General features: G+C 60.0%; 15 protein-coding genes. 7 read left to right on the top strand and 8 right to left on the bottom strand.

All coding sequences use genetic code 11. The features are described from left to right. The first annotated feature begins 193 nt into the window (after positions 1-193). Together DVJ77_RS06570 and DVJ77_RS21635 are read left to right on the top strand one after the other, a co-directional pair. The gene (locus DVJ77_RS06570) at positions 194-2,230 is read left to right on the top strand and encodes a M13 family metallopeptidase (protein WP_114844646.1); all 2,037 of its coding nucleotides are present in this window, start codon (positions 194-196) and stop codon (positions 2,228-2,230) included. A 117-nt stretch (positions 2,231-2,347) separates the two neighbouring features. After that, positions 2,348-2,632, top strand: a complete 285-nt coding sequence (locus tag DVJ77_RS21635) for a putative hemolysin (protein ID WP_114844645.1) — start codon at positions 2,348-2,350, stop codon at positions 2,630-2,632. Positions 2,633-2,671: 39 nt separating this feature from the next. Here DVJ77_RS21635 and DVJ77_RS06560 read toward each other — a convergent pair whose 3' ends face one another. The 8 genes from DVJ77_RS06560 to DVJ77_RS06525 all read right to left on the bottom strand — a co-directional run bounded on the left by DVJ77_RS06560 (position 2,672) and on the right by DVJ77_RS06525 (position 11,224). Next, complete coding sequence (locus DVJ77_RS06560; protein ID WP_162791391.1) at positions 2,672-3,688, bottom strand: TPM domain-containing protein; 1,017 nt, start codon at positions 3,686-3,688, stop codon at positions 2,672-2,674. A 23-nt stretch (positions 3,689-3,711) separates the two neighbouring features. Next, on the bottom strand, positions 3,712-5,103 hold the full coding sequence (locus DVJ77_RS06555; protein WP_114844643.1) for a pyridoxal phosphate-dependent decarboxylase family protein: 1,392 nt from the start codon (positions 5,101-5,103) through the stop codon (positions 3,712-3,714). A 162-nt stretch (positions 5,104-5,265) separates the two neighbouring features. Then, positions 5,266-6,510 carry an aminotransferase class V-fold PLP-dependent enzyme gene (locus DVJ77_RS06550; protein ID WP_114844642.1) on the bottom strand — a complete coding sequence of 415 codons (1,245 nt, stop codon included), beginning with the start codon at positions 6,508-6,510 and terminating at the stop codon, positions 5,266-5,268. 49 nt (positions 6,511-6,559) lie between these two features. Beyond that, positions 6,560-7,867, bottom strand: coding sequence for a Fe-S cluster assembly protein SufD (gene sufD, locus DVJ77_RS06545; RefSeq protein WP_114844641.1), 1,308 nt, complete (start codon positions 7,865-7,867; stop codon positions 6,560-6,562). After that, complete coding sequence (gene sufC, locus DVJ77_RS06540) at positions 7,864-8,634, bottom strand: Fe-S cluster assembly ATPase SufC (RefSeq protein WP_114844640.1); 771 nt, start codon at positions 8,632-8,634, stop codon at positions 7,864-7,866. The genes sufD and sufC overlap by 4 nt, the downstream gene beginning before the upstream one ends. An 18-nt stretch (positions 8,635-8,652) precedes the next feature. After that, positions 8,653-9,288, bottom strand: coding sequence for a class I SAM-dependent methyltransferase (locus DVJ77_RS06535; protein WP_114844639.1), 636 nt, complete (start codon positions 9,286-9,288; stop codon positions 8,653-8,655). Then, complete coding sequence (gene sufB / locus DVJ77_RS06530; protein WP_114844638.1) at positions 9,285-10,772, bottom strand: Fe-S cluster assembly protein SufB; 1,488 nt, start codon at positions 10,770-10,772, stop codon at positions 9,285-9,287. The genes DVJ77_RS06535 and sufB overlap by 4 nt, the downstream gene beginning before the upstream one ends. Beyond that, a complete protein-coding gene (locus tag DVJ77_RS06525) occupies positions 10,769-11,224 on the bottom strand; it encodes an SUF system Fe-S cluster assembly regulator (RefSeq protein ID WP_114844637.1) in 456 nt (151 codons plus the stop codon). The genes sufB and DVJ77_RS06525 overlap by 4 nt, the downstream gene beginning before the upstream one ends. A gap of 231 nt (positions 11,225-11,455) precedes the next feature. On the opposite strand from DVJ77_RS06525, the gene DVJ77_RS06520 reads away from it, so the two are divergent. The 5 genes from DVJ77_RS06520 (at position 11,456) to DVJ77_RS21050 (ending at position 15,296) form a co-directional block, all read left to right on the top strand. Beyond that, entirely contained in the window at positions 11,456-11,794 is a 339-nt protein-coding gene (locus tag DVJ77_RS06520) for a P-II family nitrogen regulator (protein ID WP_114844636.1), read from the top strand. A gap of 79 nt (positions 11,795-11,873) precedes the next feature. Beyond that, positions 11,874-13,157 carry an ammonium transporter gene (locus DVJ77_RS06515; protein WP_225427852.1) on the top strand — a complete coding sequence of 428 codons (1,284 nt, stop codon included), beginning with the start codon at positions 11,874-11,876 and terminating at the stop codon, positions 13,155-13,157. Between the two features lie 84 nt (positions 13,158-13,241). Further along, positions 13,242-14,870, top strand: a complete 1,629-nt coding sequence (locus tag DVJ77_RS06510; RefSeq protein ID WP_114844635.1) for an NAD(P)/FAD-dependent oxidoreductase — start codon at positions 13,242-13,244, stop codon at positions 14,868-14,870. Positions 14,871-14,939: 69 nt separating this feature from the next. Continuing rightward, complete coding sequence (locus DVJ77_RS21055) at positions 14,940-15,083, top strand: hypothetical protein (protein WP_162791390.1); 144 nt, start codon at positions 14,940-14,942, stop codon at positions 15,081-15,083. A 69-nt stretch (positions 15,084-15,152) separates the two neighbouring features. Further along, positions 15,153-15,296, top strand: coding sequence for a hypothetical protein (locus DVJ77_RS21050; protein WP_162791389.1), 144 nt, complete (start codon positions 15,153-15,155; stop codon positions 15,294-15,296). The last annotated feature ends 79 nt before the right edge of the window (positions 15,297-15,375 follow it).

Here is a 15,375-nt window from a genome sequence, read left to right as displayed (position 1 = left end):
ATGGCGACCACCGGTTACTGATCGAAGACCCATACCCTATTGCTCTGCCGCAGCAACGGCACGCCCCTACCATTGAAAACATGGCATCCGGCGATGACCTTCGACACTTTGACGCACGTACCATATCTGTCTAAGTTGCGTGTGCAGCCGAGCGTTCGGATGCGCTACGCATTTCGTTTAAAAGGGAGCACCCATGAAAAACCGTCTTTTGAAACCGCTGGCCCTGGCCATCGGCATCGCTTTCAGCATCGGTACGGCGACTGCATCGTCCGGTGATTTCAATATCAACGAGCTCGATCACAAGATCGACGCTTGCAACGACTTCAACGGCTTCGTCAATGCCAAGTGGGTCGCCGCGCATCCGATTCCCGCCGACCGCACGCGCTGGGGCTCATTCGACGCATTGCGCGAAGACAGCCTCAATGTGCAGCGCAAGATCGTCGAGAGCGCCGCGAAAAACGCCGCTCAAGCAGCGCCAGGCTCGATCGAGCAGAAAATCGGTTATTTGTACGCCTCCGGCATGGACGAAGCGGCGATCGAGAAAGCCGGCTTTGATCCGATCAAGCCGCAGCTCGCACGCATTGCTGCGCTCAAGGGCAGTGCCGACATCGCGTCCTACATCCGTGACAGCTATGCCAGCGGTAACGGCGTGGCATTCCGCTTCGGCGGCAACGCCGACTTCAAAGATTCCAATCAGCAGATCGCTTATGCCAGCCAAGGCGGCCTGGGCCTGCCGACCGCCGAGTACTACAGCAAACCGGACTTTGCAAAGATTCGCACCGCCTACGTCGCGCATATCGCCAAGCTGCTGGAACTGACCGGCATCAGCGCGACCGATGCGCAGGCACAGGCAAAAGCCGTGATGGCGTTCGAAACACGCCTGGCCGCCGTCTCGATGATTCCCACTGAACTGCGCAAGCCGGAAAACCGCTATCACTTCGTCAGCATCGCCGAGGCCGACAAAGTCACCCCGCATTTTGACTGGACGGCATTCTTCAAAGCGCAAAACGCCGACGTGAAAAGCGGCTTCTCGCTATCACAGCCGAAGTTCTTTGCCGAATTCGACAATATGCTGACCGATGTATCGGCCGCCGATTGGCAGGCCTACCTGCGCTTCCACGCCATCGAGAACGCTGCGCCCTACCTGTCCACGCCGTTCCAGCAGGAAGACTTCGCCTTCAATTCGCAAACATTGAACGGCCAGAAAGAAATCAAGGCACGCTGGAAACGCACGCTCGACACGGTCAACTCAAGCATGGGCATGGCCCTGGGCCAGCTCTACGTTACCGACAACTTCTCGGCGACCTCCAAACAGCGCGCGCAAGAGCTGGTCGACAACCTGCGCGCCTCCTACAAGTCGCGCATCGAACAACTGCCGTGGATGAGTGCCGCCACTAAACAAAAGGCGCTGGAAAAATGGGCCAGCTTTACCCCGAAGATCGGCTACCCGGACAAATGGCGTGACTGGAGCGGGTTGCAGATCAAGCAAGGCACCTACTTCGATAACGTGCAGATGGCCGACAAATTCAACTACGACTACACGGTCGCCAAGATCGGCAAGCCGGTGGATCGCAGCGAATGGGGCATGACGCCACAGACGGTGAATGCCTACTACAACCCGCAGAAAAACGAGATCGTGTTTCCGGCAGCCATCCTGCAATCCCCGTTCTTCGATGCGAATGCCGATGATGCACTCAACTATGGCGGCATCGGTGCCGTGATCGGCCACGAAATGGGCCACGGTTATGACGATCAGGGCAGCAAATTCGATGCCCACGGCAACAATGTGAATTGGTGGACCGACGACGACCGCAAGGCTTTCGAAGCACGCACCGCCAAACTTGCCGAGCAATTCAACAGCTATGAAGCGCTACCCGGCAAGTTCGTCAACGGCCAGCTCACCATGGGCGAGAACATCGGCGATCTCGGCGGCATCAATGCGGCCTACGACGCCTTGCAAATGGCTTTGAGCAAGAACCCCGCCGAAGCCGACAAGAAAATCGACGGCTATACCCAGAACCAACGCTTCTTTCTTAACTGGGCTCGTGTATGGCGCGGCAACATTCGTGATGAAGCACTGCTGACGCAGATCAATACCGATCCGCACGCACCGGCGCAATTCCGTGCCATCGGCGCACCGTCGAACATGCCTGCTTTCGCTCAGGCCTTCTCGTGCAAAGCCGACGCCAAGATGGTTCGTTCGGGCGATAAGCAGGTGAAGATCTGGTAAGGCACGGCTATCCGGCCTGATCGGGACCGCAGCGTTGCGGAGCAAACTCCGCAACGCTTACCATGCCAGGGCCATCGCGTAGAACCTGTGTCCCTCCATAGATAGGCAGGAACCACCATGAAACGCTTTCTCGGCACGTCCTTGCTCATCACCCTGCTGGCCGGTTGTTCTACCCCGCCACCGGCAGCTCCCAGCCAACCGGCAACCGCCGCTTCATCGCATGCACCCATCGGCATGGCGAATCCGGCGTCCGTGTCCTGCATCAAAAAAGGCGGCAAGCTCGATATCCGCAAAGATGCCGCAGGTAACGAGGACGGTGTTTGTGTATTCCCCGACGGCAAGGAATGCCAGGAGTGGCCGCTGTTTCGCGATAACCAGTGCATCGCTCCGCCCAAGCCATAGTGCTATGAAGAAGGAGCGCACCAAGTGCGCTCCCTGCCGTCACCAGCTATCCGATGCACCGCCGCCGCCCGAATCTCCACCGTCGCCGGAATAGTCCGAGCTGGAGCTGCTCGAACTGGAGTCGGAGCTAGAACTCTCGGAGCTGTACGAGGAAGAACCACCACGCGATTTTCTGCCGGCGCTAACCGCAGCAGCCGGCCCGGTCCATGTCAGCACCTGCCATAGCGATGGTGGCCATTCGGATACGCTGGCATGCCGCGTGCGTTGCTGACCACTGCCGTATTCCTTGCTCATCCTGCGGCGGCGCAGCCACCACGCTACAACGAGATACAACGCGAATACGCCGCCCACTACCGACCACGGAAACACGAAACGCAGCAGTGGAATACATAGCGGCCCGAGCAGCAGATAACTCCACAAACCGCCAAGACTCGTCGTCATCCAGGTAAACATGGCAACGAAAAGCAAGGTGAAAAGAACGAACAACCACGCGCCCGAAGCAAAGAAACCTTCTCGCTCAATCATTGCTTGCGGGCTTTCACCCACAGGAGACGGAGCCTCGGCCGCGGCACTGCCATTCAACACCGCCAACACGCCTTGGACGCCGGCCTCAACGCCACCGACATAATCGCCGCTGGCAAAACGCGGGTGCATGGCATTGCGTAGAATCTGCGAACTGGCCAGGTCAGTCAGCCTGCCCTCCAGGCCATAACCCACTTCGATACGCGCACGATGATTGTTGACGGCAACGACGATCAACACGCCGTTATCGACACCTTTGTGGCCAAGCTTCCACTGGGTGAAAACCTCATTGGCAAAACTTTCGATGTCTTGCCCATCGAGGTCGGCAACGGTCAACACGACCACCTGATCGCCGCTGCTTTGCTCGTGCGCGCTTAACAGCGCGTCGATCTCAGCCGCGCGATCGCCGAGTACCTTGGCATAGTCGTTGACATGTCCGTGCAGCTCCGGCGGGGCCGCTGCATATGCCACCGCTACCGACAAGCACAGCGCCAGCAGGCACATCCAGCGCATGACGCGAAAGGCTGTCTTCATGGTTCTGCTAATCGTGGTTTGAATCATGACAGCCGCTGCAGCGCTGCAAAGGTGAGATCCATATCCGCCAGGGTAGTACGCCAGTTACAGATCGCCACGCGCAAAATCGGTTGACCATTCAACATGGAAGGCGACAGATAAGCGGTGCCGTCGTGCTGCAGGCTCTGATGCAACCGGGCTAGTGCCGCCTTATCCGCATTGGCAAGCGTGAAGCAAACCACATTGAGCCGCACCGGCGCGGCTAGGCGAAAGCGCGGATCAGATTCGATCAAGCGCCCCAGATACTGTGCCGCTGCGCAATGGCGTTCGACCAGTTCGGCATAACCCTCGCGGCCATAGGCGAGCAGGCTCATCCACAAGGGCAGCGCACGAAAGCGGCGGGAGTTTTCAGGCGCCAAATGCAGAAAATTGTCCGCCAGCGCGACCGGTGCCGACAGATAAGCCGAGTGGTTTTGAAACACTTCGATCTGCAACGGCAAGTGCGCGGTGTACAACAACGCGCAGTCGTAAGGCACGTTAAGCCATTTATGCGCATCGACCGTCACCGAATCGGCTAGCTCGATACCAGTCATCAGCGCCCTGCGCGGTTCGGATGCGGCGGCAATACCGCCAAAGGCAGCGTCTACATGCAGCCAGAAGCGGTAGCGTTGCTTGAGTGCGGCGATTGCCGCGAGATCGTCGAAGTCCACCGTGTTCACGGTGCCGGCACTGGCGACTACGATGCTCGGCGCATCGCCATGCTTGCTCAGCGCATCTTCCAAAGCAGCGACATCCAGCGCCTCGCGGCCGGGCAATAGCGGCAACGACTGCACGGCACTGCGGCCGAGACCGGCCATGCTCAGCGCCTTGAGCGTGCTCGAATGCGCGCTGCCGGCGAATACCGGTATCTGCGGCAAGCCCATCACCCCATCGGCAGCGACATCGCGCCCATAGGCATGCCCTGCCCACTGCCGCGCCAATGCCATACCGACATAGTTGGCCATGGTGGCACCGGTAACGCAGACACCGGTCCATTCGGCTGGCCAGCCCAGCAATTGGCCGAGTAAATCAACCGCCTGCTGCTCGATGGCAGCGGCACAGGTATCGCCATTGCGTTGCGTGTTCTGGTCATAAGTACTGACCAGCCAATCGGCGGCCAGCGCAGCCGGGGTGGCGCCACCGGTGACAAAACCGAAATAACGAGGCCCTGGGCTGCCCGACAGCAGCGCTTCGTAATCATGCTCGAAGCGCTTCAGCGCTGCGGCGGCACCGATGCCCTGCTCCGGTAATTCCGCTGAGCCGGATAGCCCGGCGGCCGGCAATGTGGCTGCCGCCGCTCGTTGCGGCAAGCCATGCAGATACGAACCGGCCATGGCATGGGCTCGATCCAGGATGGCATCCAGCGAAGACAAATCGTGAGCGAGCCAGTGCTGCATAGATGCCTTTGGAATTGGGTGGTTGGGGGCTTGTAGAGACATCCAACGTTATTGCGTCATCGTGTTGGGGTTCGCATTCGCTCACCCCAACCTACGCACCTCATCATGCCCCCTCCCCTGCGTGCAGGGGAGGGTTGGGGAGGGGTAAAAACGCGTGCCGCCCTATAGCAGCAGTTTGCGCACTTTCAGCAATGCGGTAACGAAAGCATCGATTTCTTCGCGCGTGTTGTAGAACGCCAGCGAAGCGCGCAACGTGGCTGGCACACCATAGAACTGCATCAATGGATGCGCGCAATGATGGCCTGAGCGCACAGCTACACCTTCCAGATCCAATAGCGTGGCCAGGTCGGTCGCTTGCGCGCCTTCCAGAAGGAAGGAAATCACCGGCTCTTTTTCCGCCGCTTCGCCGATGATGCGCAAGCCTGGAATATCACGCAGGCGCTCGGTCGCATAGCTCAGCAACTGTTGCTCCCAGGCGTGAATCGCCTCGAAGCCGATCGATTGGTAGTAGTCGATTGCCGCACCAAGGCCGACGAAACCGGCGATATTGGGCGTGCCTGCCTCGAACTTATGCGGGGCCTCGGCAAATGTGGTGCCATCGAAACGCACTTCGCGAATCATCTCGCCACCGCCAAAGAACGGCGGCATCGCTTGCAAATGTTCGCGCCGCGCCCACAACGCTCCGGTGCCGGTCGGCCCAAGCATCTTGTGGCCGGTCATCGCGTAGAAATCGCAGCCCAGCGCTTGCACGTCCACCGGACGGTGCGGCACGGCCTGCGAACCATCGACCATGAGCGGAATACCGCGCTTGCGGCATTCGCGAGCCAACTCGCGTATCGGGTTTACTGTGCCCAGCACATTGGAAACGTGGGTAACGCAGGCAAGTTTCACCTCCGGCGTCAGCATCTCGATGAATTTCTCAACGATCAGCTCGCCGCGCTCATTGATCGGCGCCGCCTTTACGGTGGCGCCGGCACGCTGCGCGACCAACTGCCACGGCACGATATTGGCGTGATGCTCCATCACCGTCGTAAGTACGGCATCGCCCGGCTGCAAGCGCGGCAAGACATAGCTATAGGCCACCATATTGGTCGCCTGCGTGGTGCCCGAGGTCAGAATCAGCTCATTGCGAGAGGTGGCATTGATGAAGCGTGCCAACTTGTCGCGCGCGCCTTCGTAGGCCGCGGTAGCTTCATCGCCCAACTGATGAACGGCGCGTGCGACATTCGCATTGTGCTGACGGTAGTGCTCACTCACCGTCTCGATCACGCTGGCCGGCTTCTGGCTGGTATTGGCATTATCCAGATACACCAGCGGCTTGCCGTATACGGTGCGCGCAAGCAGCGGAAAATCCGCCCGGATGCGCTGTACGTCGAATACGGTGGGGATAACGGGTGCGCTGTTCATCGTTGGGTATCCGGCTGACACTTCTCTTAGCCTGTGGGCGGAGAGGTGCTTAAGGCAAATGGGCAAGCAGTGCCTGAGACAGGTGTTCGCGTAATGCTTCGTTCGGCACTGACTCGAATACCGAACGACAGAAGGCAGCCGTAAGCATCCCACGAGCTTCCGCTTGTGGAATGCCGCGCGAGCGCAGGTAGAACATGGAGCGCTCGTCCAACTGGCCGATGGTGGCGCCATGTGCGGCCTTCACCTCGTCGGCGTAGATCTCCAGCTCCGGCTTGGTATCGATCTCGGCCTGCGTGGAGAGCAGCAGATTCTTGTTGCTGAGATTGGCATCGCTACCGTCGGCGCCTTCGGCCACCACGATGGCACCGCGGAATACACCCCGCGCACGTTGATCGGCCACACCGCGCCAGGTCGATTCAGAAGCCGTATTGCGGGCCTGATGACGGATCGCCAATTGCGTGTCGACATGTTGCCGACCACGCAGCACGAACACGCCGCGCGTATCCAGCCGCGCCTCGTCGCCGATCAGCTCCGCATGCAGGTCGTGGCGCACCAGCGCGCCGCCCAACTCCAGCACATGCAACATGACCTGCGCTCGCGCGCCCAAGTGCAAACTGCCGCGACGAATCAAGCTGCTGCCTTCGGCGGCGTTCTGCAGGATGCTGTGCTGCAGGCGTGCGTCGTCGTGCAACACCGTGTCGGCCACCAGGGTGCCTAGATGCTGCTGCTCGCCGCTACCCGCATGCTGCTCGACTACGCTCAGCTCAGCGCCTTCGCCCAGCTCGATCACATTGCGCGCATGCCAACTGAGATCGGTGTCTGCCGCAGCCCCGATGAATGACAACTGCACCGGCTGGGCGATCTTGGCGCCGGCAGCCACGCGCAGCACCACGCCATCACCGGCGAACGCCGCATTGAGCCTGGCGAATACATCGCCGGCTTCGCGGTAACGCCGCGCCAGTGCGAAGCGCAACGACTCGGCATCTTGGGCGAGCACTTGCGATAGCGGTTGCAGACTCAAGCCTTCGGGCAAGTCCTCGATGCGCGACAGATCGGCGCGAAACATGCCATTGACGAAAACCAGGCGCGGGCCATCCACGCCAGGCAAGGCAAGTAATGCCGGATCGACTTGACGCGTTGCCGCTTGCGTATCGCCGAAGGTAAAACGGCGCTGTCCCAAGGCACGCAAAGCGGTGTACTTCCATGCTTCCATTCGGGTGTCGGGCAGCCCGGCCGCAATGAAAGCATCGAAATTCTCGCGCCGCGACGCATCGAGCCAGGCAATACCCTGCCCCGCCAGCGGCGCAGCAGCGGTCAGCAGTGATTCGACAAACGGCGTATGGGCCGGCTGGCTCATGTACGCGCTCCGGCCAAGCTCTCATCGCGTTCGGCGACCCAGGCGTAGCCGTGCTCTTCAAGCTTGTGCGCCAAGGTCTTGTCGCCGCTTTCGACAATACGGCCATCGGCCAGCACGTGCACAAAGTCCGGCTCGATATAGTCGAGCAAGCGTTGGTAATGGGTAATCACCAAGAAGGCGCGATCGGCCGAACGCAAAGCGTTAACACCTTGCGCCACCTGCTTGAGTGCATCGATGTCGAGGCCGGAATCGGTCTCATCGAGAATCGCGAGTTTCGGCTCCAGCACAGCCATCTGGAAAATTTCGTTGCGCTTCTTCTCGCCGCCAGAGAAGCCTTCATTCACCGCACGATGCAGCAGTTCGTCGGAGATCTGCATGATCTTCAGTTTCTCGCGTACCAGCTTGAGAAACTGCATTGAATCCAGCTCTGCCTCACCACGTTGCTTGCGCTGCGCGTTCAGTGCGGCTCGCAGAAAATAGGTGTTGTTGACACCTGGAATTTCGACCGGGTACTGAAATGCCAGAAACACCCCGGCAGCAGCACGCTCTTCCGGCTCCAACGCCAGCAGATCGCGGCCCTCGAAGATGACCGAGCCTTCGGTTACCTCGTAACCGTCACGCCCCGACAGCACATTACCCAAGGTGGACTTGCCCGCGCCGTTCGGCCCCATGATGGCGTGCACCTCGCCCGGATTTACCGTCAGCGAGAGACCCTTGAGAATGTCCTTGCCCTCGACTCGGGCATGCAGGTTTTCGATCTTCAACATGATTAGTACTCGGTAAATTCAGGTGCTTGCGCCGTCATCGCGACGACGCAATACGACATAGGTGAAAGCTTGCTGGTTGCCGGCAGGCGTGTGGTGCACGTCGCGACTGCTACTGATTTTTTCAAATGCCGGCGCAAAAAGCGCAGCCAGGGCTTCGGCGGTGTAGCGAGCGATCGGTAAGCCGCTGCATTGCGTTGGCCCATCCTCGGCAAACGTACCGATCACGGCATAACCGCCCGACTTTACGGCTCGCGTCGCCGTAGCGACATAAGCCGCCTGCTCAACCCGCTCGGTCAAAAAGTGGAATACGGCACGGTCGTGCCACAGCGCGTACCGCGCTGCAGGCAACTCAAGCTTTGTCACATCGCCAACGATCCAGTGCACCCCAGCACCATGCGCACCCAAACGTTGACGCACTTCGGCCAGCGCCGTATCCGACAAATCAAGCACGCTCACATCGTCGAAGGCGCGCGCCAGCAAATCATCGACCAGGGTCGCACGTCCGCCACCGACATCCAGCAACGACGCCGACGGCGGCAAAGCCAGGCTATCGATCAGACGCAATGACTCATCGAGATGCGGACGAAACCAGCTAGTTTGCGTCTCGCCTTTCTCGCTGTACACGGCATTCCAATGAGCGGAGCCGGCGCTCATCCCACCGCGCCTTCCAGCGATACCTCAAGCAGTTTTTTCGCCTCTACCGCGAACTCCATCGGCAACTCGCGGAAGACCTGCTTGCAGAAGCCGTCGACAATCATCGATACGGCATCTTCTTCGCCGATGCCGCGCGAACGGCAATAAAACATCTGGTCATCGGAGATCTTCGAGGTGGTGGCCTCGTGCTCGACGATCGCGCTGGGATTTTTCACTTCCATATAAGGGAAGGTATGCGCGCCGCAACGCTTGCCGATCAGCAGGCTGTCGCATTGGGTGTGGTTACGCGCACCCTCAGCGCCCTTTTCGATCTTTACCAGGCCGCGATAGCTGTTGGAGCTGCGACCTGCGCTGATGCCCTTGGAGACGATCTTCGACTTGGTGCCTTTGCCGATATGGATCATCTTGGTGCCGGTGTCGGCCTGCTGACGATGATGGGTAAGCGCCACCGAATAGAACTCGCCGACCGAGCGGTCGCCGCGTAGCACGCAACTGGGGTATTTCCACGTGATCGCCGAACCGGTTTCCACCTGGGTCCAGGAAATCTTCGAGTCATTGCCGCGGCAATCGCCACGCTTGGTGACGAAGTTGTAGATACCGCCCACGCCGTTTTCGTCGCCGGGGTACCAGTTCTGCACCGTGGAATATTTAATCTGCGCGCGCTCCAGCGCGACCAGTTCGACCACGGCGGCATGCAACTGGTTTTCATCGCGCATCGGCGCGGTGCAGCCTTCGAGATAGGACACGTAAGCGTCGTCTTCGCAGACGATAAGCGTGCGCTCGAACTGACCGGTGTTGATCGCGTTGATACGGAAATACGTGCTCAACTCCATCGGGCAGCGCACGCCCTTGGGTATGAATACGAACGAGCCGTCTGAGAACACCGCCGAATTGAGTGCGGCGAAATAATTGTCGCCGGTGGGCACTACGCTGCCCAGATACTGCTGCACCAGCTCGCCATGCTCGCGGATGGCCTCGCTCATCGAGCAGAAGATCACCCCGGCTTCGGCCAGCTCCTTGCGAAACGTCGTGCCGACCGATACCGAATCGAACACCGCATCGACCGCGACACCGGCGAGCTTGGCCCGCTCGTGCAGCGGCACGCCAAGCTTTTCATAGGTTTCCAACAGTTTCGGATCGACTTCGGCCAGCGACTTCGGACCCGCCTTGGGCGCGGCGTAGTAGCTGATCGACTGGTAGTCGATCGGGGTGAGCTTGAGCTTGGCCCAATCGGGCGTTGGCATGGTCAACCAATGGCGATATGCCTTAAGCCGCCACTCGGTCATCCACTCCGGCTCCAGCTTGATCGCCGAGAGCTGGCGAATGGTGTCTTCGCTAAGGCCCGGCGGCAGGCTGGTCATCTCGATGTCGGTGACGAAGCCGGCTTCGTAGCGACGACCCAGCGCTTCGGCAACTTCGGCGTTGTCGCGAAGCGTTATGGCCGAATTGTCGCTGCGCTCGCTGATCCCGATCGGACTGGTCATGAGGTGGTTCTGCCTTTCAATTCACTGATGCTGACGGTGGCGTGGGGCTGCTGCGGCTTGAGCATGTCGGTCAGGCTTACCGCACGCAGCGCGCCATCGACCACACTGCTGACCTGTTGCCAGCTACCGCGCACACTGCATTGCGATTCACGATCGCACTGCCCTTCGGCGATGCTGCATTCGGTCATGCCGATCGGCCCTTCCAACGCTTCGATAATTTGCGCCAGCGAGATTTCGCTCGCCGGCCGCGCCAACCTATAGCCGCCGTTGACGCCACGGAACGACTCGACCAACCCGGCATGACCCAGCGACTTAAGCAATTTGCTCACGGTGGGCAACTCCAACCGCGCCTCATCGGCGATTTGCGCCGTGCTGAGCACGTCATCGGGATGCCCGGCGATGCAGGTCATCACCACCGTGGCGTAATCAGTTAGGCGGCTGACGCGGAGCATGGCTGCCAGGATCGTCTTGAATCGGGACCAAAATGGTACTGATTCGACTGTAGGCGGTCAATGCATGATTTTGCACCAAGTCGACGCAAGATGCCGGCGAAATGATCCATTTTCGCGCAAATCAGTCTGCGCACATGAAATAACTCATTGAAAAACAAAGCAACATACTTGATTGCCCCAGTGGCATACATCCTGCTGCACTGCGATAGACCCAGACTGCAGGAATACGAGATGAAGTGGATCACTGCCATCATCAAACCCTTCACGCTGGACGATGTGCGCCAGGCACTGACCGAAATAGGCGTGACGGGGATGACGGTTACCGAGGTCAAAGGCTTCGGCCGCCAGCACGGTCACACCGAGCTGTATCGCGGCGCCGAATACGTAGTGGATTTCCTGCCCAAGTTGAAAGTTGAAATAGCCGTTAGCGACGAGCAGGTCGACCACGCCATCGAGGCCATCAGCGGCGCGGCCCGCACCGGCAAGATCGGCGACGGCAAGATCTTTGTCAGCGAACTGGAACAAGCCATTCGAATCCGCACGTCGGAGGTCGATGCCGATGCGCTTTAGGACAAAGGCGGGAACGGGGAATGGGGAACGGGGAATTGGCAGGCTTGGCAAGGCTGCATTACTTGCTTCGCTTTTGGGTATGGCCCCGACGGTGTTTGCGCAGACGGCGGCACCGCCTGCGGTGCTCAATAGCGGGGATACGGCTTGGATGCTTACCGCAACCATGCTGGTGCTGATGATGACGATTCCCGGAGCCGCACTGTTTTATGGCGGCATGGTGCGGGCGAAGAACTTGCTGTCGGTGTTGATGCAGTGCTTTGCGATCACCGCCCTGGTAACCGTGTTGTGGGTGTTCTACGGCTATTCGCTTGCCTTCAGCACTGCAGGCATGAAGGCCGGCGCGCTGAATCTGCACGCCATCATCGGCGGCCTTGATCGAGCCTTTCTTATCGGGCTGAAGCCGGACTCGCTGTACAACACGGTGCCGGAAAGCGTGTTCGTGATGTTTCAGCTCACCTTCGCCATCATCACGCCGGCGTTAATCATCGGCGCCTTTGCCGAACGCATGAAGTTCAGTGCCCTGCTCTGGTTCAGCGGCCTGTGGCTGACCATCGTCTATCTGCCGATGGCGCATATGGTGTGGAGCGGGCCAGGCTCGCTGCTTGGCGATCTGGGCGTACTGGACTTTGCCGGCGGTACCGTAGTGCATATCAATGCGGGCATTGCCGGTCTGGTGGCTTGTCTGGTGATCGGCAAACGGCGCGGTTATCCCACCACGCCAATGCCGCCGCATAACCTTGGCTACACGGTGATCGGCGCGAGCCTGCTTTGGCTTGGCTGGTTCGGTTTCAACGCCGGCTCAGCCGCGGCAGCCAACGGCAGTGCCGGCATGGCGATGCTGGTAACGCAGATTGCTACCGCCGCTGCGGCCATCGGCTGGCTCGGCGTCGAGTGGATAATGCATGGACGCCCCAGCGTACTGGGCATTGTTTCGGGCGCCGTCGCCGGTCTGGTCGCGGTGACGCCGGCCGCCGGTACCGCCGGGCCGGGCGGCTCGCTCGTGCTTGGGCTGATCGCCGGCATCGTATGCTTCTTCACCGCCACCAAGCTCAAACATCGATTCGGCTACGACGACTCGCTCGATGTGTTCGGCGTGCACGCCGTAGCCGGCATCGTCGGCGGCCTGCTCACCGGCCCGCTGGCCTCGGTCAAGCTTGGCGGCTTTGGCAATGTCGCCTCACTGGGTGCGCAACTGTGGATTCAAACCAAGGGCGTGGCTTTTACCATCGTATGGAGCGCGGTACTGAGCCTGGTCATTCTCAAGCTGCTGGATTGGACCATCGGCTTGCGCGTGGATGAGGAGCAGGAGCAGATTGGCCTGGATCTGGCCCTGCATGAAGAGAAGGCTTACAACCTTTCCTGAGCAAGCTCCTACAATACGGGCACTACATCAGAGCAAAGTCGCCCTAACCGGCGACTTTAGCTTTTCAGGAAAGACTGGAATCCCATGTTGCGAATTACCGAATTGCGCCTGCCGCTGGATCACAGCCCAGAGGACCTCACCGCCGCCGCGCTGCATAAACTGCGCATTCCGGCGAGCGAGCTGGTGACCTATACGGTGTTCAAGCGCAGTTACGATGCGCGCAAAAGCACGCTGATGTTGCTGATCTACACGTTGGATCTGGAGGTCAAGAACGAAGCGGCGCTGCTGAAGAAATTCGCCGATGACCGCAATGTAACGATTACCCCCGATACCAGCTATCACTTTGTCGGGCAGGCGCCGGCCAAGCTTGCGCATCGACCAGTCGTGATCGGTTTCGGCCCTTGCGGCATTTTCGCCGCGCTGATTCTGGCGCAAATGGGTTTCAAGCCCATCGTGCTGGAGCGCGGCAAAGAAGTGCGCGAGCGCACCAAGGACACCTGGGGCCTGTGGCGCAAGCACATTCTCAACCCGGAATCGAATGTGCAGTTCGGCGAAGGCGGTGCGGGCACCTTCTCCGACGGCAAGCTGTACAGCCAGATCAAAGACCCCAAGCATCTTGGCCGCAAAGTGCTGGTCGAGTTTGTGAAGGCCGGCGCGCCGGAAGAAATTCTCTACGTAAGCAAGCCGCATATCGGCACCTTCCGCCTGGTGACCATGGTGGAAAATATGCGCGCCGAGATCGAATCACTTGGTGGCGAGATCCGCTTTCAACAGCGTGTGACCGACCTGCTATTGGAAAACAGCGCCGATAACCATGGTCATGACAAACAGATTCGCGGTGTCAGGTTGGCGAGCGGCGAAGAAATCCGCACCGATCACGTAGTGCTCGCACTTGGCCACAGTGCGCGCGACACTTTTGAAATGCTGCACGAACGCGGGGTGTTCGTCGAAGCCAAGCCGTTCTCCATCGGCTTCCGTATCGAGCACCCGCAATCCCTGATCGACCAGGCAAGGCTGGGCAAGTACGCCGGTCATCCACTGCTGGGCGCGGCTGATTACAAACTCGTGCACCACGCCGCCAATGGCCGCGCGGCTTACAGCTTCTGCATGTGTCCCGGCGGCACGGTGGTTGCGGCAACATCGGAAGAAAACCGCGTGGTCACCAATGGCATGAGCCAGTACTCGCGCAACGAGCGCAATGCCAACGCCGGTATTGTCGTCGGCATTACGCCGGCTGATTATCCCGGCGGCGCCTTGGCCGGCATCGCCTTTCAACGCGCGCTGGAATCGAAGGCATTCGAGCTGGGCGGCGGCAATTACGAGGCCCCGGCCCAATTGGTGGGCGATTTCATCGCCGGCAAACCCTCGACTCAACTCGGCTCAGTGGAGCCGTCTTACAAACCGGGCGTGAAGCTGGGCGATCTCTCCCCCAGCCTGCCCGACTACGCCATCGCCGCCATACGCGAAGCGCTACCGGCCTTCGATAAACAGATCAAAGGCTTCGCCATGCACGATGCCGTGCTGACAGGCGTGGAAACACGTACCTCGTCGCCGCTGCGTATTACACGTGGCAACGACTGCCAAAGCTTGAACGTGCGCGGTCTCTACCCGGCGGGCGAAGGCGCGGGTTATGCGGGCGGCATCCTTTCGGCAGGGGTGGATGGCATCAAGGTGGCCGAGGCTCTAGCGCAGCAGATGCTCGGCGTGACCTGAGAGCCTGTTCGCCTGGATTCGTGCTTCCGTAGGTTGGTGGTGAGCGCAAGCGAACCCCAACGGTCCGCCATGTTGGGCATCACTTCGTTCAGCCCAACCTACAACACGTACCTCGTCGCCGGCGCGGGTTATGCGGGCGGCATCCTTTCGGCAGGGGTGGATGGCATCAAGGTGGCCGAGGCTTTGGCGCAGCAGATGCTCGGCGTGACCTGAGAGCCTGTTCGCCTGGATTCGTGCTTGCGTAGGTTGGTGGTGAGCGCAAGCGAACCCCAACGATCCGCCATGTTGGGCATCACTTCGTTCAGCCCAACCTACAACACGTACCTCGTCGCCGGCGCGAGTTATGCGGGCGGCATTCTTTCGGCCGGGATGGATGGCATCAAGGTGGCCGAAGCTTTGGCGCAGCAGATGCTCGGCGTGACCTGAGAGCCTGTTCGCCTGGATTCGTGCTTGTGTAGGTTGGTGGTGAGCGCAAGCGAACCCCAACGGTTCGCCATGCTGGCAT

It is taken from the genome of Dyella tabacisoli (genome assembly GCF_003350925.1).
In the GTDB taxonomy this organism is placed as follows: domain Bacteria; phylum Pseudomonadota; class Gammaproteobacteria; order Xanthomonadales; family Rhodanobacteraceae; genus Dyella_C; species Dyella_C tabacisoli.
Note: the sequence above shows the minus strand (reverse complement) of the source record. Positions and strands in the feature narration are given on the sequence as shown.